This window comes from Flavobacterium sp. ZT3R18, from assembly GCF_007097385.1.
In the GTDB taxonomy this organism is placed as follows: domain Bacteria; phylum Bacteroidota; class Bacteroidia; order Flavobacteriales; family Flavobacteriaceae; genus Flavobacterium.
The window spans coordinates 87,407-110,965 of record NZ_VJZS01000015.1 but is presented as its reverse complement, the minus strand read 5'-3'; the positions used below and the strand labels follow the sequence as shown (position 1 = coordinate 110,965).

General features: G+C 35.0%; 20 protein-coding genes and 4 tRNA genes. 22 read left to right on the top strand and 2 right to left on the bottom strand.

All coding sequences use genetic code 11. The features are described 5' to 3' along the window. Positions 1-64: 64 nt before the first annotated feature. The gene (locus FNW52_RS15225) at positions 65-1,336 is read left to right on the top strand and encodes a DUF2851 family protein (RefSeq protein ID WP_143378292.1); all 1,272 of its coding nucleotides are present in this window, start codon (positions 65-67) and stop codon (positions 1,334-1,336) included. Between the two features lie 141 nt (positions 1,337-1,477). After that, positions 1,478-1,705: a PspC domain-containing protein gene (locus FNW52_RS15220; protein ID WP_143378291.1), complete on the top strand. Its 228-nt coding sequence runs from the start codon at positions 1,478-1,480 to the stop codon at positions 1,703-1,705. Positions 1,706-1,777: 72 nt separating this feature from the next. Here FNW52_RS15220 and FNW52_RS15215 read toward each other — a convergent pair whose 3' ends face one another. Beyond that, positions 1,778-3,271, bottom strand: a complete 1,494-nt coding sequence (locus FNW52_RS15215) for an amino acid permease (protein WP_143378290.1) — start codon at positions 3,269-3,271, stop codon at positions 1,778-1,780. Positions 3,272-3,505: 234 nt separating this feature from the next. On the opposite strand from FNW52_RS15215, the gene FNW52_RS15210 reads away from it, so the two are divergent. The 20 genes from FNW52_RS15210 to FNW52_RS15115 all read left to right on the top strand — a co-directional run bounded on the left by FNW52_RS15210 (position 3,506) and on the right by FNW52_RS15115 (position 21,823). Continuing rightward, positions 3,506-4,390 (top strand): helix-hairpin-helix domain-containing protein, encoded by an 885-nt coding sequence (locus FNW52_RS15210; RefSeq protein ID WP_143378289.1) that lies wholly within the window; start codon positions 3,506-3,508, stop codon positions 4,388-4,390. Between the two features lie 17 nt (positions 4,391-4,407). After that, positions 4,408-5,547 (top strand): acyl-CoA dehydrogenase family protein, encoded by a 1,140-nt coding sequence (locus tag FNW52_RS15205; RefSeq protein ID WP_143378288.1) that lies wholly within the window; start codon positions 4,408-4,410, stop codon positions 5,545-5,547. A 314-nt stretch (positions 5,548-5,861) separates the two neighbouring features. After that, a complete protein-coding gene (rpsU, locus tag FNW52_RS15200) occupies positions 5,862-6,059 on the top strand; it encodes a 30S ribosomal protein S21 (RefSeq protein WP_024982054.1) in 198 nt (65 codons plus the stop codon). Between the two features lie 70 nt (positions 6,060-6,129). Beyond that, positions 6,130-7,026 carry a tyrosine-type recombinase/integrase gene (locus tag FNW52_RS15195; protein ID WP_143378287.1) on the top strand — a complete coding sequence of 299 codons (897 nt, stop codon included), beginning with the start codon at positions 6,130-6,132 and terminating at the stop codon, positions 7,024-7,026. 35 nt (positions 7,027-7,061) lie between these two features. Next, positions 7,062-7,364: a ribosome hibernation-promoting factor, HPF/YfiA family gene (gene hpf, locus FNW52_RS15190; protein WP_143378286.1), complete on the top strand. Its 303-nt coding sequence runs from the start codon at positions 7,062-7,064 to the stop codon at positions 7,362-7,364. Positions 7,365-7,455: 91 nt separating this feature from the next. Continuing rightward, positions 7,456-7,529, top strand: a tRNA-Thr gene (locus FNW52_RS15185). Between the two features lie 118 nt (positions 7,530-7,647). Next, a tRNA-Tyr gene (locus FNW52_RS15180) sits at positions 7,648-7,728 on the top strand. A gap of 84 nt (positions 7,729-7,812) precedes the next feature. After that, a tRNA-Thr gene (locus FNW52_RS15175) sits at positions 7,813-7,884 on the top strand. Between the two features lie 54 nt (positions 7,885-7,938). Then, on the top strand, positions 7,939-9,126 hold the full coding sequence (gene tuf, locus FNW52_RS15170; protein ID WP_143378285.1) for an elongation factor Tu: 1,188 nt from the start codon (positions 7,939-7,941) through the stop codon (positions 9,124-9,126). A gap of 54 nt (positions 9,127-9,180) precedes the next feature. Continuing rightward, a tRNA-Trp gene (locus tag FNW52_RS15165) sits at positions 9,181-9,251 on the top strand. Between the two features lie 18 nt (positions 9,252-9,269). After that, positions 9,270-9,467 (top strand): preprotein translocase subunit SecE, encoded by a 198-nt coding sequence (gene secE, locus FNW52_RS15160; protein WP_116763649.1) that lies wholly within the window; start codon positions 9,270-9,272, stop codon positions 9,465-9,467. Between the two features lie 9 nt (positions 9,468-9,476). Beyond that, positions 9,477-10,028 carry a transcription termination/antitermination protein NusG gene (gene nusG / locus FNW52_RS15155; protein ID WP_116763585.1) on the top strand — a complete coding sequence of 184 codons (552 nt, stop codon included), beginning with the start codon at positions 9,477-9,479 and terminating at the stop codon, positions 10,026-10,028. Positions 10,029-10,095: 67 nt separating this feature from the next. After that, on the top strand, positions 10,096-10,533 hold the full coding sequence (rplK, locus tag FNW52_RS15150; RefSeq protein WP_035639405.1) for a 50S ribosomal protein L11: 438 nt from the start codon (positions 10,096-10,098) through the stop codon (positions 10,531-10,533). Between the two features lie 13 nt (positions 10,534-10,546). Next, on the top strand, positions 10,547-11,236 hold the full coding sequence (rplA, locus tag FNW52_RS15145) for a 50S ribosomal protein L1 (RefSeq protein ID WP_143378284.1): 690 nt from the start codon (positions 10,547-10,549) through the stop codon (positions 11,234-11,236). A gap of 22 nt (positions 11,237-11,258) precedes the next feature. After that, positions 11,259-11,768, top strand: coding sequence for a 50S ribosomal protein L10 (rplJ, locus tag FNW52_RS15140; protein WP_116763587.1), 510 nt, complete (start codon positions 11,259-11,261; stop codon positions 11,766-11,768). Positions 11,769-11,852: 84 nt separating this feature from the next. Then, positions 11,853-12,221 carry a 50S ribosomal protein L7/L12 gene (rplL, locus tag FNW52_RS15135; protein WP_077370834.1) on the top strand — a complete coding sequence of 123 codons (369 nt, stop codon included), beginning with the start codon at positions 11,853-11,855 and terminating at the stop codon, positions 12,219-12,221. Between the two features lie 266 nt (positions 12,222-12,487). Then, positions 12,488-16,300: a DNA-directed RNA polymerase subunit beta gene (rpoB, locus tag FNW52_RS15130; RefSeq protein WP_143378283.1), complete on the top strand. Its 3,813-nt coding sequence runs from the start codon at positions 12,488-12,490 to the stop codon at positions 16,298-16,300. 261 nt (positions 16,301-16,561) lie between these two features. Further along, a complete protein-coding gene (rpoC, locus tag FNW52_RS15125) occupies positions 16,562-20,875 on the top strand; it encodes a DNA-directed RNA polymerase subunit beta' (protein ID WP_143378282.1) in 4,314 nt (1,437 codons plus the stop codon). 59 nt (positions 20,876-20,934) lie between these two features. Further along, the gene (locus tag FNW52_RS15120; RefSeq protein WP_143378281.1) at positions 20,935-21,243 is read left to right on the top strand and encodes a DUF3467 domain-containing protein; all 309 of its coding nucleotides are present in this window, start codon (positions 20,935-20,937) and stop codon (positions 21,241-21,243) included. A gap of 217 nt (positions 21,244-21,460) precedes the next feature. Beyond that, the gene (locus tag FNW52_RS15115; RefSeq protein ID WP_143378280.1) at positions 21,461-21,823 is read left to right on the top strand and encodes a hypothetical protein; all 363 of its coding nucleotides are present in this window, start codon (positions 21,461-21,463) and stop codon (positions 21,821-21,823) included. 83 nt (positions 21,824-21,906) lie between these two features. Here the strand turns inward: FNW52_RS15115 and FNW52_RS15110 are convergent, their stop codons facing one another. Next, positions 21,907-23,496, bottom strand: coding sequence for a peptide chain release factor 3 (locus tag FNW52_RS15110; protein ID WP_143378279.1), 1,590 nt, complete (start codon positions 23,494-23,496; stop codon positions 21,907-21,909). Between the last annotated feature and the right edge of the window lie 63 nt (positions 23,497-23,559).

Below are 23,559 nucleotides of genomic sequence, written 5' to 3'. Positions count from 1 at the left end.
ACTACTTTAGTTCTTTAGGATGAGTTTATTATCTCTCATCTTTTTATCTATTATCTAAAAAGACATGAAAGAAGATTTTCTCCACTACCTCTGGAGATTCAAAAAGTTTGATACTTTGAATCTCAAAACTTCCAATCAGGAGGAAATCACTATCAGTAATGTAGGGCAGTATTTAGAATTAGCAGGCCCCGATTTTTTCAATGCCCAAATTACTATTGGAAACCAAAAATGGGCGGGAAATGTCGAAATTCATCTCAAATCATCCGATTGGTATGTGCATCATCACGAGAAAGATGCGGGTTATGAAAATGTAATTCTGCATGTAGTTTGGGAACACGATTCTGAAATTTACAGAAGTAACAATACCGAAATTCCTGTTCTCGAACTCAAAAACTATGTTAGTACAGCTACGGTCAACAATTATCAAAAGTTATTATCTCCCAAGTCTTGGATATTTTGCGAAAAGCAATTAAAAGAAATTCCTCAATTTGCATTAATAAATTGGCAAGAACGTTTGTTTTTTGAACGCTTAGAAAGGAAATCTAAACCCATTTTGGAGTTGTTAGAGTCAACCAACAACGATTGGGAAGCGGTTTTATTCTGCCTTTTGGCAAAGAATTTTGGTTTGAATACCAATGGGGAAATATTTCTCAAAATCGCTCAGTCTATCCCGTTTTCGGTAATCCGTAAAGAATGTTTTGAAGTCGAGAATCTAGAGGCTCTGCTTTTTGGTTCTGCGGGATTATTAGATGCCGAGAAAGAAGATAATTACTTTAAAGATTTAAAATTCAGGTATTTTTATTTGCTTCATAAATACCAAATAGAGAAAAGTTGCATCGAACCCGTTCAGTTTTTCAAACACCGTCCCGATAACTTTCCCACGATTCGGCTTTCCCAATTAGCCAATTTATACCACAAGCAGCAAAATCTATTTTCAAAAATAAGCGACTTGAATTCCCTTGAAACTATTTATGAAATATTTAGTGTTTCGGTCGCTCCATATTGGCAAACTCATTATCAATTTGACAAAGAAAGCCCAAAGAAAAAGAAAGCGTTGTCTCAATCGTTTCTTGATTTGATAGTTTTAAATACGATTATTCCACTTCAATTTGCTTACGCCAAAAGCCAGGGAAAGGAGGTGTCGGAGGATTTAATCAATATTTTAAATGAGGTTGAGCCAGAGAAAAATTCAATTATTGATAAGTTCAGTTCTTTTGGCTTAAAGCCTAAAAACGCATTTGAAACCCAGTCACTTTTACAACTCAAAAATGAGTATTGTAATAAGAGTAAATGTTTGGATTGCGCTATTGGAATGGAATTATTGAAAAGCAATTAGGCAGTTAGTGAGCAATTGTTGATTGTTCAATATTCTGGTTTCTTTTTGAGATAATGTGTTGAAGTACTTTTTAGGTATTCGATTTTGGTATCGAAAGATTCTGTAATTTTGCCCATAACCCATAACCCATAACTCAAAACAATGCGAGCAGTAATACGATTAAAATATTTTTTAGAAAAATACGGTTTTCACGTCTCTTCCAGATTGGCTGATAAATTAGGAATGCGAGTAACAAGTGTTCGCTTGTTTTTTATCTATATTTCGTTTGTTACTGCAGGATTGGGATTTGGGGTCTATCTTACATTGGCATTCTGGATCCGACTTAAAGATTTAATTCGTGCCAAACGAACTTCTGTTTTTGATTTATAGATAATTTTAAAGCAAAAAAAAGGGATTTTAAAGCTAAGCTTTAAAATCCCTTTTTTTGTATATCAATTGAATTTATTCTTTTGGATTATTCAATACACTATTTTTCTTTCCATAAGCAAAATAGAAAACAACTCCTATAGCCATCCAAGCAAAAAGTCTTAACCAGTTAGTCCAACCTAAACCGTACATCATAGCGCAACATACAAATACTCCTAAAAGTGGTACGAAAGGCACAAGAGGTGTTTTGAATTCTCTAACCATATTAGGTTCTTTCTTTCTTAAAATGATCACAGAAATACAAACAAGAACAAAGGCAAATAAAGTTCCGATACTGGTCATGTCTCCAACAATATCTCCAGGTACAAAAGCGGCAAAAGCTCCAACGATTACTAAAATAGCAAGATTTGCTTTGTATGGCGTTTTGTATGTAGGATGTAAATCACTAAACATTTTTGGTAATAAACCATCTTTACCCATAGAGTAAAAAACTCTGGATTGACCTAACAACATTACTAAAATAACAGATGAAAATCCAGCTAATATGGCTACAGTAACAAACTGTGCTAGCCAGTTGTAACTTGCTCCCATAGCGTGTATTATTGCATTTGAAACAGATGCTTCTTTACCACTTGTTCTAAAAAATTCTACTGGCTCTAAACCTGTCAATACATGTCCAAAAAGAATGTATAAAACGGTACACACTGCTAAAGATCCTAAAATACCAATTGGCATATTTCTTTTAGGGTTAATAGTTTCTTGAGCTGCTGTACTTACAGCATCAAAACCAATAAAGGCAAAGAAAACGGTACCAGCGGCTCCTAATATTCCCATTATTCCTCCATATGCATGTCCAACTCCGTGCTCATCTGTAAAAATTGATGGTGCTGGAATATAGGGTTTGTGGTTTTCAGGGTTGATAAAATGCCATCCAAGAACGATGATTAATATTACAATTGTAACTTTAATAATAACAATAATTCCGTTTATAAATGCAGATTCTTGTATTCCTTTTATTAATATAAGACTGATTACTCCAACAATAAACAAAGCAGGTAAGTTGATGATCCCGTGTGTTACGTGTTGTGTCACTGGATCAACTATTTTTTGAAATGGGGAGTGCGAGAATTCGAAGGGTATTGGACTCACGTGAAGCACATTGATCAGTAAATTATTGAGGTATTCACTCCATGCAATCCCTACTGTTGCAGCACCTACTGCATATTCAAGGATTAAATCCCATCCAATAATCCAAGCTAGAAATTCACCCATTGTAGCATAAGTATAAGTATAGGCACTACCAGAAATAGGAATAGAAGACGAAAGTTCAGCATAACACAATCCTGCTAACGCACAACCAATGGCGGCAACAACAAATGCTAAAGTTACGGATGGACCGGCATTTTGGGCTGCTGCTGTAGCAGTTCTTACAAAGAGTCCTGCTCCAATAATAGCGCCTATTCCCAGTGCAATCAATGACCAAGCGGTTAGTGTTCTTTTTAATCCTTTTTCAGAATCAGCAGCTTCTGCTAATAGTTGAGCTAATGGTTTTCTTTTCCAAATAGACATGGTTTTTACGGTTTAAATGTTATTAAGTGTCAAATGTATTGTTTTTTATAAAAAATAAAAATTATAATTTCATTTAACTGATAAATTAACAATGCTGTCCTTATTTTTTAGTATAAAAAAATGTATTACTGTTTTTTTTAAAGAAATATTATTTTTCTTATAAAAGCGCTAGTTTGTGAATAATTTCATATTTTTAGATTCCAAATATTCAATTAAAAAAAAATTTTTTAAAGAATGGCTTTCAATACAATCAAAGATTATTTCAAATTTACGAAAGAACAACGAACGGGAATTGTAGTGCTGTTCGGAATAATAGTCCTTTTGCAATGGATTTATTTTTTTGTCGATTTTTGCGTGACTGAAAAAGAATATCCTGATAAACAAAAATGGCTTTCTTTGCAATCACAAATTGATGCTGAAAAATTAGAGAATCATAATGATGCGCCTAAAATGCATCCTTTCAATCCCAATTTTATTTCAGATTACAAAGGGTACAAACTAGGAATGTCTGTTCAAGAAATAGATCGGCTTCTTGCTTTTAGAAAAAACAATAAATTTGTAAATTCTACCAAAGAGTTTCAAAACGTAACTAAAGTTTCAGACTCATTATTAACTGCAATCGCTCCTTTTTTTAAATTCCCCGAATGGGTAAATCATAAAAAAGAGTTCAAAGAGTATGGAGATTTTTCAAATACGGCTTTCGCCAAAAAACAAAAAGTAGTTTTAATAGACATTAATCAGGCGACCAAAGAAGATTTGATTAAAATATACGGAATAGGAGAGGCAATTTCGATTCGGATTTTAACGCAAAAAGAAAAGTTAGGCGGTTTTGTCTCTATGGAGCAGCTCAACGATGTTTGGGGATTGTCTCCAGAAGTAATTGCGAATTTAAATACTCATTTTGCCATTGCTAAGCTTCCTAATTTGAATAAAATTGACATTAACAATGCGTCATTAAAAGAGCTTTCTCAGTTTTTTTATTTCAAATACGACTTGGCAAGACAAATTGTAAAATACCGAAGCATGAATGGTAATTTTAAAAATATTGAGGATTTGATAAAAATTAACGGCTTTCCTGTTGAAAAAGCAAACTTTATTGCCTTATATTTGGACTTTTAATATAAAATACATTTACTATGAACTTTGATTATAACGAAACGCAGTCAATGATTGTGCAGTCTATAAGGGATTTTGCCGAAAAAAACATAAGACCCTTTATAATGGAATGGGATGAAGCTCAAATTTTTCCAATTCCATTGTTTAAAAAGCTTGGCGAAATGGGTTTTATGGGAGTTCTGGTTCCAACCGAATTGGGAGGATCAGGATTAGGCTATCATGAGTACATTACCATTGTCGAGGAAATTTCAAAAGTAGATCCTTCTATAGGGTTGTCTGTTGCGGCGCACAATTCCTTGTGTACCAACCATATTTTAACTTTTGGAAGCGAAGAACAAAAGAAAAAATGGATCCCAAAATTAGCAACCGCTGAACATATCGGTGCATGGGGCTTAACAGAACATAATACAGGATCGGATGCGGGTGGTATGAATACAACCGCCGTAAGAGACGGAGATCATTGGGTGGTTAATGGTGCGAAAAACTTTATTACGCACGCCATTTCTGGAGATGTTGCCGTTGTAATAGTTCGTACGGGCGAAAAAGGAGATTCTAAAGGGATGACCGCTTTCGTTTTCGAAAAAGGAATGCCAGGATTTACATCTGGTAAAAAAGAAAATAAATTAGGGATGCGCGCCAGTGAAACTGCTGAATTGATTTTTGACAATTGTCGCATTCCAGATGCTAATAGATTAGGCGAAGTGGGGCAAGGATTTATCCAAGCCATGAAAATTCTCGATGGTGGCCGAATCTCCATTGGAGCATTGTCATTAGGAATCGCAAAAGGAGCCTACGAAGCAGCGTTAAAATATTCTAAAGAAAGACATCAATTTGGTCAGCCTATTTGTGAGTTTCAAGGAATCTCATTCAAACTGGCCGATATGGCTACCGAAATTGAAGCGTCAGAGTTATTATTGCACAAAGCAGCTTTCCTAAAAGAACAGCACAAACCAATGACTACAATAGGAGCAATGGCCAAAATGTATTCTTCGGAAGTTTGTGTAAAAGTAGCCAATGAAGCGGTTCAAATACACGGAGGTTATGGGTATACCAAAGATTATCCTGTAGAAAAATTCTATAGAGATTCAAAATTATGCACCATAGGCGAAGGAACTACCGAAATTCAAAAAGTGGTGATATCTAGAAATTTGTTGAAATAACCATTTGGGCGTGCCACCATAATACTAAAGGGGCTTAAAGTAGTTTGCGTTTATTCGCCCCTTTAGTATTATGCTGTCGGGCTATCCGCGCTACTTCGGTAGCTAGCTTTTATCCCTCACGCATGATCAGGGAGATAAGAGGCTTTTTTGCAATTTTTTTCTGGATTTAATGATATTGACTTTATTATAGTGGTATCAATCCAATTGTTATGTGATACTTAAAAAAAACAAGTCTAAAAAAAAGTAAAATAAAGTGTTTAGAATTCAAAATATTAATTACTTTTGCACACTTAACGAAAGGGGGTGATAAAATTATGTTAATTATACCAATTAAAGACGGAGAAAATATCGATAGAGCACTTAAGCGCTATAAAAGAAAGTTTGATAAAACTGGAACTGTAAGACAACTAAGAGCACGTACTGCTTTTATAAAGCCATCAGTTATCAATAGAATGAAATTTCAAAAAGCTGCTTATATTCAAAACATGAAAGATGGTTTAGAAAATATCTAGTCGAATTCTATTAAAATAAAGTGCCGTTAGTCATTAAAGTTTATTAACTTTGATGCTAACGGTTTTTTTTATGGCAACAAATAAAGACGCATTTAGAGATTATCTGCAATTAGAAAAAAAATATTCTCCCCATACTGTAAATGCCTATTTAAATGACATTGCTTACTTTGAGTCGTTTAATAAAGAATGTTTTCAACAAGAGGGCATAGAGCATGTAAATTATAGCCAAATTAGAAGTTGGATTGTTTCTCTTGTAGATGATTCGGTTTCTAATGTTACAGTCAATAGAAAGATAGCTTCCTTAAAAGCTTTTTATAAATTTCTATTAAAAACAAAACAAATTGAGGTTAGTCCATTATTGAAGCATAAAGCTTTAAAGACGCCTAAAAAACTACAAATTCCTTTTTCGGAAAAAGAACTGGCCGATGTTTTAGGTCAGGTTAATGAATCGAGCGGCTTTCAGGAAATAAGAGATAGGCTTATTGTCGATTTGTTTTACACTACAGGCATGCGAAGGACGGAATTGATTCATTTGAAATGTGCTGATGTGAATTTATTTAACAGTACAATCAAGGTCTTGGGGAAGCGGAATAAAGAGCGGATACTTCCTGTTTTGCCTATTGTGGTAAAACAGTTGTCGTTGTACAATAAGGAGAGAACTTTTTTGGAATGTGTTGTTGATCAAGAATATTTATTTCTCACAAAAAAAGGGTTAAAATTGAGTGATTCTTTTGTGTATCGACTAATAAATTCATACTTTAGTGCTGTCTCCGAGAAAGTAAAAAAAAGTCCGCATATTTTAAGACATACATTTGCAACTCACTTATTAAATAACGGAGCTGATCTAAATTCAGTAAAAGAATTGTTAGGACATTCCAGTTTAGCTTCGACACAGATTTATACGCATAATAGCTTATCAGAGTTAAAAAAGGTATATAAAGAAGCGCATCCTAGGGGTGGAAAATAATTCAAAATAAGTTTAACCATTAAAAAAGATTGATTATGAAGGTAAATGTTCATGCAGTTAACTTTACTGTTGACAAAAAGCTAGTAGATTTCGTTCAAGACAGAATGGATGGATTGGAGAAGTTTTATGATAAAGTAGTGTCTTCGGATGTTTTTTTAAAAGTAGAAAAGACAAGTGATAAGGAAAATAAAATAGTTGAAATGAAAATCAATGTTCCTGGAGATGATTTTTTAGTAAAAAAGCAGTGTAAAACCTTTGAGGAAGCGATGGATCAAGCGGCGGAATCTATAGAAAGATTGTTGGTAAAACGTAAAGAAAAGTTAAGAACGCATATTTAATTAAAATTTTTTTCAAAAAATGTTTTGATTAAACGATAAAATCTCTACATTTGCAGTCCGTTAGAAATAGCGGACTTTTTTTATTGAAAATGCCAGCGTAGCTCAGTTGGCTAGAGCAGCTGATTTGTAATCAGCAGGTCGTGGGTTCGAGTCCCTCCGCCGGCTCTAAAGGATTGAAAATTTAGATTTTCGGGATAGTAAATAAAAAAGTTTAAATTTGTGGATGAAGATGCTGTTTTTAGGTTTTAATCTAAAATTGTAATTCTAAAATCATAAATTGTCTGGGGAGATACTCAAGCGGCCAACGAGGGCAGACTGTAAATCTGCTGTGTGAACTTCGCAGGTTCGAATCCTGCTCTCCCCACTAGAAGGAATTTTAGATTTCGGATTTTAGATTGTAGATTGAAAAATCTAAAATCTAAAATCTAAAATCTTAAATGAACTCTCTGCCGACTTAGCTCAGAGGTAGAGTGCTTCCTTGGTAAGGAAGAGGTCACGGGTTCAATTCCCGTAGTTGGCTCAAGTAAGTAGGAAATTGAAATAAATATATAAACTAGATTAAAAATTAAGTAAAATGGCAAAAGAAACCTTTAACCGTAATAAGCCCCACTTAAACATTGGAACAATTGGGCACGTGGATCACGGAAAAACTACATTAACAGCAGCAATCACAAAAGTGTTATCGGATGCTGGTTACTGTCAAGCAAAATCATTTGATCAAATTGATAATGCTCCTGAAGAAAAAGAAAGAGGTATTACAATTAATACGTCACACGTTGAGTACGAAACTGCTAACCGTCATTACGCACACGTTGACTGTCCTGGTCACGCGGATTACGTAAAAAACATGGTTACTGGTGCTGCTCAAATGGATGGTGCTATCCTTGTAGTTGCTGCAACTGATGGACCAATGCCACAAACACGTGAGCACATCCTTTTAGGTCGTCAAGTAGGTATTCCTAGAATGGTTGTATTCATGAACAAAGTGGATATGGTTGATGATGAGGAATTATTGGAACTTGTTGAAATGGAAATTAGAGACTTATTGTCTTTCTACGAATATGATGGAGATAATTGTCCAGTTGTTCAAGGGTCTGCTCTTGGAGGATTGAATAATGATCCAGCTTGGGTACCAAAAATTATTGAATTAATGGCTGCTTGTGATTCATGGATTGAAGAACCAATTCGTGATACTGCAAAACCTTTCTTGATGCCAGTTGAAGATGTATTTACTATTACTGGTCGTGGAACTGTTGCTACAGGTCGTATCGAAACTGGTATTGCTAATACAGGAGATGCTGTTGAAATCATTGGTATGGGGGCTGAGAAATTAACTTCTACTATTACAGGAGTTGAGATGTTCCGTAAAATCCTTGATAGAGGTGAAGCAGGAGATAACGTAGGTTTATTGTTAAGAGGTGTTGATAAAGAATCTATCAAAAGAGGAATGGTTATCATTAAGCCAGGATCAGTAAAACCACACGCTACTTTCAAAGCTGAGGTTTATATCTTGAAAAAAGAAGAAGGTGGTCGTCATACTCCATTCCATAATAACTACCGTCCACAGTTCTACGTACGTACAACTGACGTAACAGGAGTTATTACTTTACCAGAAGGTGTAGAGATGGTAATGCCAGGAGACAACTTAACTATTAATGTTACTTTGTTAAGCCCAATCGCAATGAGCGTAGGTTTACGTTTTGCAATCCGTGAGGGTGGTAGAACTGTAGGTGCAGGTCAGGTAACTGAAATTGTAGCTTAATTATAATGTATTGCTAAACCAGTGTCGTTTAGACGACACTGGTTTTTATTAACTACGGGCGTAGTTCAAGGGTAGAATAGCGGTCTCCAAAACCGTTGATGGGGGTTCGAATCCCTCCGCCCGTGCAAAATAAACTAATCACGATGACAAAAGTTGTTAATTATATATCGGAATCATTTGAAGAATTAAAATCAAATGTAACTTGGCCAGCTTGGGCTGAAGTACAACGTCTTACGATTGTTGTTGCTGTTTTTTCAGTGGTATTCGCTTTAGCAACATGGGGAGTAGATGAAGTTTTTGCAAAAACATTAGCTGTGTTTTTTAACTGGATAAAAGCATAATTTTTTGTAATGGCAGATAATAATATAAAGAAGTGGTATGTCGTTCGTGCAGTAAGCGGACAAGAAAATAAAGTGAAAGCTTATATAGAAACTGAAATTACTCGTCTTGGGATGGAGGATTATGTTTCTCAAGTTCTTGTGCCTACAGAAAAAGTAGTTACTGTAAAAGACGGGAAAAAATTATCTAAGGATAAGGTTTATTTTCCTGGTTATGTTATGATCGAAGCGAATCTAGTAGGGGAGATACCTCATATTATTAAGTCTATAACAAGTGTTATTGGTTTTTTAGGTGAAACAAAAGGTGGAGAACCGGTACCGCTTAGAATTTCAGAGGTAAACAGAATGCTAGGTAAAGTAGATGAGTTGGCTGTAAATACAGATACTCGTTCTATTCCTTTCAACTTGGGAGAAACTATTAAGGTCGTTGATGGACCTTTTAATGGTTTTAACGGTACAGTTGAAAAAATAAATGAAGAAAAGCGTAAACTAGAAGTAATGGTTAAGATTTTCGGAAGAAAAACACCATTAGAGTTGAGTTTTATGCAAGTTGAAAAAGTATAATTTTTGTTACATCTATAATAACCACCACAATCGCTTCCAATGATTGTCGTGTTAAATTTTTTAAAAAATGGCTAAAGAAATTAGTAAGGTAGTTAAACTACAAGTTAAGGGAGGTGCTGCGAATCCGTCGCCACCGGTTGGACCTGCTTTAGGAGCTGCTGGGGTAAACATCATGGAGTTCTGTAAGCAGTTCAATGCTAGAACACAAGATAAACCCGGCAAAATATGCCCAGTACAAATTACTGTGTATAAAGACAAATCATTTGATTTTGTTGTAAAAACTCCTCCAGCGGCAGTCCAGTTATTGGAAGCTGCAAAGCTAAAGTCAGGATCTGGTGAACCAAATCGTAAAAAAGTAGCAAGCGTTACTTGGGACGTTATCAAAGCAATTGCTGAAGATAAAATGGTAGATTTAAATGCGTTCACAATCGAATCTGCTATGAGCATGATTGCTGGAACAGCTAGATCTATGGGTATAACTGTATCAGGAGATTCTCCTTTTTAATTAAGAGAAAGACATGGCAAAATTGACAAAAAAGCAAAAAGAGGCTGCTTCAAAAATTGAAAAGAACAAATTATATTCTTTAAAAGATGCTGCTGCATTAATTAAAGTTATAGCTTCTGCAAAATTTGATGAGTCTGTTGATATCGCTGTTAGATTGGGTGTAGATCCAAGAAAAGCGAATCAAATGGTTAGAGGTGTGGTAACATTACCTCATGGAACTGGTAAAGATGTTAAAGTATTAGCATTAGTTGCTCCAGATAAAGAAGCGGAAGCTTTGGCAGCTGGTGCAGACTATGTTGGTCTTGATGATTACCTTCAAAAAATTAAAGACGGTTGGACAGATGTTGATGTTATCATCACTATGCCTGCTGTAATGGGTAAATTAGGTCCATTAGGTCGTATTTTAGGACCTAGAGGTTTAATGCCAAACCCTAAAACAGGTACTGTAACTATGGATGTTGCAAAAGCTGTTGCAGAGGTAAAAGCTGGTAAAATTGACTTTAAAGTTGATAAAACTGGTATTGTACATGCAGGAATTGGTAAAGTTTCTTTTGGAGCTGAGCAAATTTATGACAATGCACACGAAATTATTCAAACATTAATCAAACTTAAGCCAACTGCTGCTAAAGGTACCTACATTAAAGGAATTCACCTTACAAGCACTATGAGTCCTGCAATTGCATTGGACCCAAAAGCAGTATAATTGGTAGTTAATAATTTTTAGTATGACTAGAGAAGAAAAATCAATCGCGATTGAAGATTTAACTGCACAGTTAGCTGGTACAAACATTATTTATGTATCTGATATTTCTGGATTAAACGCAGAAACAACTTCAAACTTGAGAAGAGCTTGTTTTAAAGCAGGTATTAAATTAGAGGTGGTAAAAAACACTTTGCTTGCAAAAGCAATGGAAGCTTCAGATAATGATTATGGTGATTTACCTTCTGTATTGACAGGTAATAGCGCTATCTTTATTTCAGATGTTGCAAATGCACCTGGAAAAATCATTAAAGATTTCAGAAAAAAATCTGACAAGCCTGTATTAAAAGGAGCTTATATTAACTCTGAAATTTACATTGGTGATGATCAATTAGAAGCATTAGCTACTATTAAATCTAAAGAAGAGCTTATCGGCGAAATCATTGGATTGTTACAATCACCAGCTCAAAGAGTTATTTCTGCTTTGCAAAACCAATTCGCGAACAGCGAAGAAGTGGCTGAAACAGAAGCATAATAAAAAAGAGTCAATCTTTTTTATTTAGAAAAGCGCACAATAAATAAATTATATTTTACAAATCATTTTAAAACGATAGAAAAAATGGCAGATTTGAAACAATTCGCAGAACAATTAGTTAATTTAACTGTAAAAGAAGTTAACGAATTAGCAACAATATTAAAAGATGAGTACGGAATCGAACCAGCTGCTGCAGCTGTAGTAGTTTCAGGTGGTGGAGAAGCTGCTGCTGAAGAAGCTCAAACTGAATTTACAGTTGTATTGAAAGAAGCTGGTGCTTCTAAATTAGCTGTAGTTAAATTGGTAAAAGAACTTACAGGTTTAGGTTTGAAAGAAGCTAAAGATGTAGTTGATAGCGCTCCAAGTAACGTTAAAGAAGGTGTAACTAAAGAAGAAGCTGAAGGGCTTAAAAAATCTTTAGAAGAAGCTGGAGCTGTTGTTGAGCTTAAATAGTTCTACTCAGTTTTAAGAATTAGGTTTAGGTCTTGGATTAACTTCCAAAGACCTAAACCCTTTTTCGTATAATAAAATTATTGCGTTTTATTATAAAATAGTTTAAAATACAAAAGTGTTTTTAAATCAATACGATGAAAGAAAATAAAATAAAAGAGCTTGCTCTTTCATTATTTTTAAAGAGGTATTGATTAAAAAAGAAAGTATTGGTTAAACAGTGTTTTACACAAAAATTTACTTTTTTTTAATCAAAATTTTGTCCATAGATGATAACAAATCAGACTGAAAGATTGAATTTTGCCTCTACAAAAAACATCCCTGACTATCCAGATTTTCTAGATGTTCAGGTTAAATCGTTTAAGGATTTTTTCCAATTGGAAACCAAATCTGACGAAAGAGGCGACGAAGGTTTATATAACACCTTCATGGAAAACTTTCCAATTACAGATACAAGAAATAACTTTGTATTGGAATTCCTCGATTACTTTGTAGATCCACCACGTTACACAATTCAAGAATGTATTGAAAGAGGGCTTACCTATAGTGTGCCTTTAAAAGCTAGGTTAAAATTATATTGTACAGATCCAGAACATGAAGATTTTGAAACAATTGTTCAAGATGTTTATCTAGGTACAATTCCTTATATGACTCCAAGTGGTACTTTTGTTATCAATGGTGCAGAACGTGTTGTTGTTTCTCAACTTCACCGTTCTCCAGGTGTTTTCTTCGGACAATCATTCCATGCAAATGGAACAAAATTATATTCTGCCAGAGTAATTCCTTTTAAAGGATCTTGGATAGAATTTTCTACAGATATCAATAGCGTTATGTACGCTTATATCGATAGAAAGAAAAAATTACCAGTTACTACTTTATTCCGTGCAATAGGCTTCGAAAGAGACAAGGATATCCTAGAGATTTTCGACCTAGCTGAAGAAATTAAAGTTTCTAAAACTGGACTTAAAAAATATATTGGTAGAAAATTAGCTGCTCGTGTTTTGAACACATGGCATGAAGATTTCGTTGATGAAGATACTGGCGAAGTTGTTTCTATCGAACGTAACGAAATAATCCTTGATAGAGATACTATTATCGACAAAGATAATGTTGAAGAAATCATCGATTCAAACGTTAAATCTATTTTGTTGCATAAAGAAGATAATAATCTTGTTGATTATTCAATCATTCATAATACGCTACAAAAAGATCCAACAAACTCTGAAAAAGAAGCTGTTGAGCATATCTACAGACAATTGCGTAACGCAGAACCGCCTGATGAAGAAACTGCTCGTGGTATTATAGATAAATTATTCTTCTCGGACCAACGTTACAACTTAGGTGAAGTAGGTCGTTATAGAATTAATAAAAAACTTGGTCTTGATACTCCAATGGAAAAGCAAGTGCTTACCAAAGAAGATATCATCACTATTGTTAAGTATTTGATTGAATTAATAAATGCGAAAGCAGATATTGATGATATTGACCACTTGTCAAACCGTCGTGTGAGAACAGTAGGTGAACAATTGTCTCAACAATTTGGTGTAGGTTTAGCTCGTATGGCTAGAACTATTAGAGAGCGTATGAACGTTAGAGATAACGAGGTGTTTACACCAATAGATTTGATTAATGCTAAAACATTATCTTCTGTTATCAACTCTTTCTTTGGTACCAACCAGTTGTCTCAATTTATGGATCAAACGAATCCATTAGCTGAAATCACACACAAAAGGAGATTATCTGCACTTGGACCAGGTGGACTTTCGAGAGAGAGAGCCGGATTTGAGGTACGTGACGTTCACTATACGCATTACGGACGTTTATGTCCAATTGAAACTCCCGAGGGACCAAACATTGGTTTGATATCTTCTCTTGGTGTTTATGCTAAAGTAAACGGAATGGGTTTCATTGAAACTCCTTATCGTAAAGTAACTAATGGAGTGGTTGATTTAGAATCAACTCCTGTTTACTTGAGTGCTGAAGAAGAAGAAGGTATGATGATTTCTCAGGCAAACATCGAAATGGATGAGTCTGGAAAAATTACTGCCGATAATGTAATTGCACGTCAAGAAGGAGATTTCCCAGTTATTGATCCATCTAAAGTGGATTATGCTGACGTTGCTCCAAATCAAATTGCTTCTATTTCGGCTTCTTTGATTCCTTTCTTGGAACATGATGATGCGAATAGAGCCTTGATGGGATCTAACATGATGCGTCAGGCTGTACCATTGATACGTCCTGAAGCACCAATCGTTGGAACTGGTTTAGAGCGTCAAGTAGCTTCAGATTCTAGAGTTTTAATTAACGCTGAAGGTGATGGAGTTATAGAATATGTAGATGCTAATATCATCACTATCAAATACGATCGTTCTGAGGAAGAAAGAATGGTAAGTTTTGAGCCTGATGAGAAAACATATAATCTAATTAAATTTAGAAAAACCAATCAAGGTACAAGTATCAATCTTAAACCTATCGTAAGAAAAGGGGATAGAGTGGTTCTTGGACAAGTATTATCTGAGGGATATGCTACTCAAAATGGAGAATTAGCTTTAGGTCGTAACCTAAAAGTAGCGTTCATGCCATGGAAAGGGTACAACTTTGAGGATGCGATTGTAATTTCTGAAAAAGTGGTTCGTGACGATATTTTTACCTCTATTCACGTTGATGATTATTCATTGGAAGTTAGAGATACTAAATTAGGTAACGAAGAATTAACGAATGATATACCAAACGTTTCTGAAGAAGCTACTAAAGATTTAGATGAAAATGGTATGATTAGAATTGGAGCCGAGGTTAAACCTGGTGATATTCTTATCGGAAAAATTACTCCAAAAGGGGAATCAGATCCTACTCCGGAAGAGAAATTGCTTCGTGCAATCTTCGGGGACAAAGCAGGTGATGTAAAAGATGCTTCATTAAAAGCTTCTCCTTCTTTGCATGGTGTAGTTTTGGATAAAAAATTATTCGCAAGAGCAGTAAAAGACAAACGCAAACGTACTCAAGATAAAGATGCTTTAGGAGCACTTGAAATGGAGTTTGAAGTGAAGTTTGTTGAGCTTAAAGATAGATTGATTGAGAAACTTTTCAATATTGTAAACGGAAAAACATCTCAAGGTGTAATGAATGATTTGGGTGAAGAAGTTTTACCAAAAGGTAAAAAATATACTCAAAAAATGCTTTATGCAGTTGAAGATTTTGCTCACTTAAGTAAAGGTCAATGGGTTGCAGATGATGTGACTAATAAAATGGTTAATGATTTAATTCATAACTATAAAATTAAATTGAACGATTTGCAAGGAGCTTTACGTAGAGAGAAATTCACGATCACTGTTGGAGATGAATTGCCAGCAGGAATCTTGAAATTGGCTAAAGTATATATCGCTAAAAAACGTAAACTGAAAGTTGGGGATAAAATGGCTGGACGTCACGGTAACAAAGGTATTGTTGCTCGTATCGTTCGTCATGAAGACATGCCTTTCCTTGAAGACGGAACACCTGTTGATATCGTGTTGAATCCACTTGGGGTACCTTCACGTATGAACATTGGTCAAATTTATGAAACTGTTCTTGGTTGGGCTGGACAAAACTTGGGTAGAAAATTTGCTACACCTATTTTTGACGGAGCTACTTTAGATCAAATCAATGAATTGACTGACGAAGCTGGAGTACCACGTTTTGGACATACCCATCTTTATGATGGTGGTACTGGAGAGCGTTTCCATCAAGCAGCAACCGTAGGTGTGATCTATATGTTAAAATTAGGACACATGGTTGATGATAAGATGCACGCACGTTCTATCGGACCATACTCATTGATTACGCAACAACCTTTAGGAGGTAAAGCGCAATTTGGAGGACAACGTTTTGGAGAGATGGAGGTTTGGGCACTTGAAGCTTATGGAGCATCAAGTACACTTAGAGAAATCTTGACTGTGAAGTCTGATGATGTTATCGGTAGAGCTAAAACTTACGAAGCAATCGTTAAGGGTGAATCTATGCCAGAACCAGGATTGCCAGAATCATTCAATGTATTAATGCATGAATTGAAAGGTCTTGGACTTGACATTCGTTTAGAAGAATAGAAAAAAGTTTGCAGTATTCAGTTTTTAGGTAGCAATACCTGAAAACTGATTACTCATTTATAAGAGTTTTTAGGATTTAGACCCGTAACCCGTTCCGATTTTTTATAGTAAAGACGTTATGCTAACGTCTCTTTATAATTAGCACTTCAAAATATCGTTTTTGAAAGTTTAGAGAAGTAATCCGTGGTGTAGAGAAGTTGCATGCAACGTCTTTACATTTAAAATCAATTTTTAATTGCAAATAAATCAATAGTAAAAACTATGATGAATAATAGAAATAATAATAATAAAGATAAGAATCCTGTAAAAAGGTTTAATAAAATTTCAATAGGACTTGCTTCTCCAGAATCTATCTTGAAAGAGTCTAGAGGTGAAGTGTTGAAACCTGAAACCATCAATTACAGAACTCACAAACCAGAGCGCGATGGTCTTTTCTGCGAACGTATTTTCGGCCCAGTTAAAGATTTTGAATGTGCTTGTGGTAAATATAAAAGAATACGTTACAAAGGAATCATCTGTGACCGTTGTGGTGTAGAAGTTACTGAGAAAAAAGTACGTAGAGACAGAGTAGGTCACATCAACCTTGTTGTGCCAATTGCTCATATCTGGTATTTTCGTTCTCTTCCCAACAAAATTGGTTATATCCTTGGTCTTCCTTCTAAGAAATTAGATATGATTATCTACTACGAAAGATACGTAGTTATCCAAGCTGGTATTGCTAAAAATGCTGAAGGAGAATCAGTACAAAGATTAGATTTCTTGACAGAAGAAGAGTATTTGAATATATTAGATACACTTCCTGCAGACAACCAATATCTTGATGATTTTGATCCTAATAAGTTTGTTGCCAAAATGGGAGCAGAGTGTATTATGGATTTATTGGCTCGTATCAATCTTGACGAATTGTCATATGATTTGAGACACAAAGCAAATAACGAAACATCAAAACAACGTAAAACAGAAGCATTAAAAAGATTGCAAGTTGTTGAGTCTTTCCGTGAGTCTAACTTGAACAGAGAAAATCGTCCTGAATGGATGATTATGAAAGTGGTTCCAGTTATTCCACCAGAATTGCGTCCTCTTGTGCCTCTTGATGGTGGTCGTTTTGCAACTTCGGATTTAAATGATTTATACCGTCGTGTAATCATCCGTAACAATCGTTTGAAAAGATTAATCGAGATTAAAGCTCCTGAAGTAATCCTTCGTAACGAAAAACGTATGTTGCAAGAATCTGTAGATTCACTTTTCGATAATACGCGTAAAGCATCTGCAGTAAAAACGGAATCAAACAGACCATTAAAATCATTATCTGATTCCCTAAAAGGTAAGCAAGGACGTTTCCGTCAAAACTTACTTGGAAAACGTGTGGATTATTCTGCTCGTTCGGTAATTGTTGTTGGACCTGAATTGAAATTGTTCGAATGTGGTATCCCAAAAGATATGGCAGCCGAATTATACAAGCCTTTCGTTATCCGTAAATTGATAGAAAGAGGTATTGTAAAAACTGTAAAATCTGCTAAGAAAATAATAGACAAAAAAGAGCCAGTAGTTTGGGATATCCTTGAAAATGTTATTAAAGGTCACCCAATATTACTGAATCGTGCTCCTACTTTGCACAGATTAGGTATTCAAGCATTCCAACCAAAATTAATTGAAGGAAAAGCAATCCAATTGCACCCTTTAGTTTGTACTGCATTTAATGCGGATTTTGATGGGGATCAAATGGCAGTTCACTTACCATTAGGGCCAGAAGCTATTTTGGAAGCACAATTGTTAATGTTGGCTTCTCACAATATCTTGAACCCTGCAAATGGTGCGCCAATTACGGTACCTTCTCAAGACATGGTACTTGGTCTTTACTATATGACCAAGGAACGTTTGTCAACACCAGAGAAAACTATTTTAGGACAAGGAATTACTTTCTACTCTGCTGAAGAAGTAAATATTGCTTTGAATGAAGGGCGTTTGGAATTGAATGCTCAAGTGAAAATTAGAGCAAAAGATTTCAACGAAGCGGGTGAATTAGTGTACCAAATCATTCAAACTACTGCTGGACGTGTATTATTTAATGAAGTAGTACCTGAAGCAGCTGGATATATCAATGATGTATTGACTAAGAAAAACCTTAGAGACATTATCGGACACGTTTTGAGTTCGACAAATGTTCCTACTACAGCGGCTTTCTTGGACAATATGAAAGATATGGGGTATAAATTCGCCTTCAAAGGAGGATTGTCATTCTCTCTTGGTGATATTAGAATTCCAGATCAAAAACCAAAATTAATTGCAGATGCCAGAGAGCAAGTTGAAGGTATCTCTGCCAATTATAACATGGGTCTTATTACCAATAACGAGCGTTACAACCAAGTTATTGATGTTTGGACCTCTGCAAATGCTCAGCTTACTGAATTAGCAATGAAAAACATTAGAGAGGACCAGCAAGGTTTCAACTCGGTGTATATGATGCTTGATTCTGGAGCGAGGGGTTCCAAAGAACAAATTCGTCAGTTAACCGGTATGCGTGGTTTGATGGCTAAGCCTAAAAAATCTACTGCTGGTGGTGGGGAAATTATTGAAAACCCGATTCTTTCCAACTTTAAGGAAGGTCTTTCTATCCTTGAGTATTTCATTTCTACTCACGGTGCTCGTAAAGGTCTTGCGGATACGGCTTTGAAAACGGCCGATGCTGGATACCTTACTAGAAGATTACATGACGTTTCTCAAGATGTTATTGTTAACATCGAAGATTGTGGTACTCTTAGAGGTGTTGAAGTTTCTGCATTGAAGAAAAACGAGGAAATTGTTGAATCATTAGGGGAAAGAATTTTAGGTCGTGTAGCATTACAAGACGTAATCAATCCTTTAACTAGTGAGATTATAGTTAAATCTGGTGAGCAAATTACAGAAGTATTGATGAAAGCAATTGAAGCTTCTCCAGTGGAGAAAGTAGAAGTGCGTTCACCTTTAGTTTGTGAGGCTACAAAAGGTATTTGTGCTAAATGTTACGGTAGAAATTTAGCTACCGGAAAAATGACACAAAGAGGAGAAGCAGTTGGTGTAATTGCAGCTCAATCTATTGGAGAACCAGGTACACAGTTAACATTACGTACGTTCCACGTTGGAGGGGTTGCGGGTGGTATTTCTGAAGAGTCTAGTATTGTAACTCGTTTTGCAGGTAAACTAGAAATTGAGGATTTAAAAACTGTTAAAGGTGAAGATAGTGAAGGTAATGCAGTAGATATTGTAGTTTCTCGTTCAACTGAATTAAAATTAATTGACGAAAAAACAGGTATTTTATTAAGTACTAATAACATTCCTTACGGTTCTAGTATTTTTGTTGGAGATGGTCAATCTGTCGCTAAAGGAGATACTATATGTAAATGGGATCCATATAATGGAGTTATTGTTTCTGAGTTTACCGGTAAAATTGCTTACGAAGATTTAGAGCAAGGACAATCATTCATGGTTGAAATTGATGAGCAAACTGGTTTCCAAGAAAAAGTAATTTCTGAATCTAGAGCCAAAAAATTAATCCCTACTTTATTGGTTTACGGTAAAGAAGGAGAATTGATCCGTTCTTATAACTTACCAGTTGGAGCCCACTTGATGGTTGAAAATGGTGAGAAAATTAAAGCCGGTAAAGTATTGGTTAAAATTCCACGTCGTTCTTCTAAATCTGGGGATATTACCGGAGGTTTACCTAGAATTACAGAGTTGCTAGAGGCTCGTAATCCTTCAAACCCAGCGGTAGTTTCTGAGATTGATGGTGTTGTTTCTTTTGGAAAAATCAAAAGAGGTAACCGTGAGATCGTTATCGAATCTAAATTTGGTGATATTAGAAAATACTTGGTTAAATTATCAAGCCAAATTCTAGTTCAGGAAAATGACTTCGTAAGAGCGGGTGTACCATTGTCTGATGGAGCTATTACTCCAGATGATATTTTAAGAATCCAAGGGCCAGCAGCTGTTCAACAGTATTTGGTTAATGAAATTCAAGAAGTATACCGTTTGCAAGGGGTAAAAATCAACGACAAACACTTTGAGGTAGTAATACGTCAAATGATGCGTAAAGTAAGAGTTCAAGATCCAGGGGATACTTTATTCTTAGAAGATCAATTGATTCATACTAAAGATTTTATCGTTCAAAACGATAATTTATATGGAATGAAAGTAGTTGAAGACGCAGGAGATTCTAGCGCATTAAAAGCTGGGCAAATTATTACGCCTCGTGAATTACGTGATGAAAATTCATTGTTGAAACGTACTGATAAAAACCTAGTTGTGGCTCGTGATGTTATCACTGCAACTGCAACTCCAGTTTTACAAGGTATCACAAGAGCATCACTTCAAACGAAATCGTTTATCTCTGCTGCATCGTTCCAAGAAACGACTAAAGTATTAAATGAAGCTGCAGTTGCAGGTAAAATTGACTACTTAGAAGGATTGAAAGAAAATGTAATTGTAGGACATAGAATCCCTGCCGGAACGGGTATGAGAGAATATGATAATACAATTGTAGGATCAAGAGAAGATTACAATGATATGATGGCAAATAAAGAGGAGTACATTTATTAATTCTTTCCCAAATAGTTCTCTCCGTCTCGGCGGAGGGAGAATTGGAAAATAACATAGCTATGAATAATTCTAATCAACAGGAACAAATTAATATTGAGTTAGATGAAAAAATTGCTGAAGGAATTTATTCCAATTTAGCAATTATCAATCATTCTTCTTCTGAATTTGTTTTGGATTTTGTATGTATCATGCCAGGTGTTCCTAAAGCTAAAGTGAAATCAAGAATTGTTTTGACACCTCAACATGCCAAAAGATTATTGAAAGCAATTGGAGAAAATATTCATCGTTTTGAAGTCGCTCATGGCGAAATTAAAGATGTTGAACAACCTCAAATTCCACTTAATTTTGGACCAGCAGGTCAAGCATAATTTTAAAAGCCTCTCGATTTCGAGAGGCTTTTTTTTTGCTCAATATTTTTTTGACTGCAAATTTAGTTGGTATGATCTGATCGTTCAGATGATCAAGTTTGCGTACTTAAACGAGTATTCAGACATTTAAACGAGTATTTTTTTTTCTCGATTTTTATACTATTAGTTTAGTACCCGTAATAAGATGTGAACATATTTAATCTTTAAAACAAAGGGTATGAAAACTTTTTTCAAAAAATATAATACTAACGATAGAAGAATGTTTTTTCTTGTTGTGTTCGTGTTTTTTGGTTTTTCAAGTTTTGCTCAAGCATCCTTCAATAGTACTGACTTGAATGTGTCAGTTAAAGATTTTAATATTGCAACAGATGAATTGCCAGTTAAAACGTCTTCTTCTGCTACTTTAAATTCTAATACTAATTTTATACTTTGGTTTATGGGTACTAAAGTCGGTCCAAGTAAAAGCATGTCTAATGAGGGGATCTACACTAAAAATCAAATTATTTCCACAGGAACTGTGCCTAATCATTTGTTAATGAAAACACTTTTAAAAAAAACTATAAATTTAAAATTTTGTTAGGTTTACATAAAGTTAATTAATTCATAATAAAAAAACGCCAACTAAAAAGCTGGCGTTTTTTTTATGTCCCTGTGTCTTCTAGATTATTCAAATTCAGAAGTGAAAAATAATTTGACATTTGGGTATTTATTTTGTGTCATTTGAATCGTAAAATCAGAATCAGCAAGAAATACTAATTGACCGTATTTATCATGGGCTAAGAACTTTTGTTTGATTCTTCTAAATTCTTTAAATTCATCACTTTTTAGGTCATTTGGTTTAACCCAACACGCTTTGTGAACCGGGAAGTTTTCATAGGTACATTTAGCACCATATTCATGTTCTAAACGGTATTGGATAACCTCATATTGAAGAGCACCAACAGTTCCAATGATTTTACGGTTGTTCATTTCTAAGGTAAACAATTGCGCTACACCTTCATCCATTAGCTGGTCAACTCCTTTGTCAAGCTGTTTGGCTTTCATAGGATCAGCATTATTGATGTATCTAAAGTGTTCTGGAGAGAAACTTGGAATTCCTTTGAAACTCATTATTTCTCCTTCGGTCAAAGTGTCTCCAATTTTGAAATTTCCAGTATCGTGTAATCCTACAATGTCTCCCGGATAGGAGATATCTACGATTTCCTTCTTTTCAGCAAAGAAAGCGTTTGGGCTAGAAAATTTCAAGTTCTTCTTTTGTCGAACGTGATAATACGGTTTGTTTCTTTCAAATGTGCCTGAAACAATTTTTATAAATGCTAATCTGTCCCTGTGTTTTGGATCCATGTTGGCATGGATTTTAAACACAAATCCAGACATTTTTTCTTCTTTAGGATCTACTAATCGGGTTTCAGAGTCTTTAGGTCTAGGAGATGGTGCAATGGTAACAAAGCAATCAAGCAACTCTCTAACTCCAAAATTATTTAAAGCTGAACCAAAAAATACAGGTTGTAATTTACCGTCCAAATAATCTTGGCGGTCAAATTTTGGGTAGACTTCATCGATTAATTCTAATTCTTCACGAAGTCTATCGGCAGGTTTTTGACCAATTATTTTTTCTAATTCAGGGTTTTTAACATCCGAAAAAGCGATCGTTTCTTCAATGTTCTTGCGGCTGTCTCCACTGAATAAATTGATATTTTGTTCCCAAAGATTGTAAATTCCTTGAAAGTCATAGCCCATTCCGATAGGAAAACTTAAAGGTGTAACGGTAAGTCCAAGTTTTTGCTCTACTTCATCCATCAAATCGAAAGCATCTTTTCCTTCACGGTCTAATTTGTTGATAAAAACAATGATTGGAATTTTTCGCATTCTACATACAGCAACGAGTTTCTCAGTTTGTTCCTCAATCCCTTTGGCAACGTCAATAACTACGATAACACTATCAACGGCAGTTAAGGTTCTAAAAGTATCTTCGGCAAAATCCTTGTGACCGGGTGTGTCAAGAATGTTTATTTTTTTGTCTTTGTAATTAAATGCCAAAACAGAAGTGGAAACCGAAATTCCTCTCTGACGTTCAATTTCCATGAAATCGCTCGTAGCTCCTTTTTTTATTTTATTGTTCTTAACAGCACCGGCTTCTTGAATTGCTCCTCCAAAAAGAAGTAATTTTTCAGTTAATGTTGTTTTTCCGGCATCGGGATGTGAAATAATCCCAAAAGTTCGTCTTCGTTGTATTTCTTTTAAAAAACTCATATTTTATATAAATAGTTTGCAAAAGTACTATTTATAAATGCCAATTAAAAAAATTGTAGAATC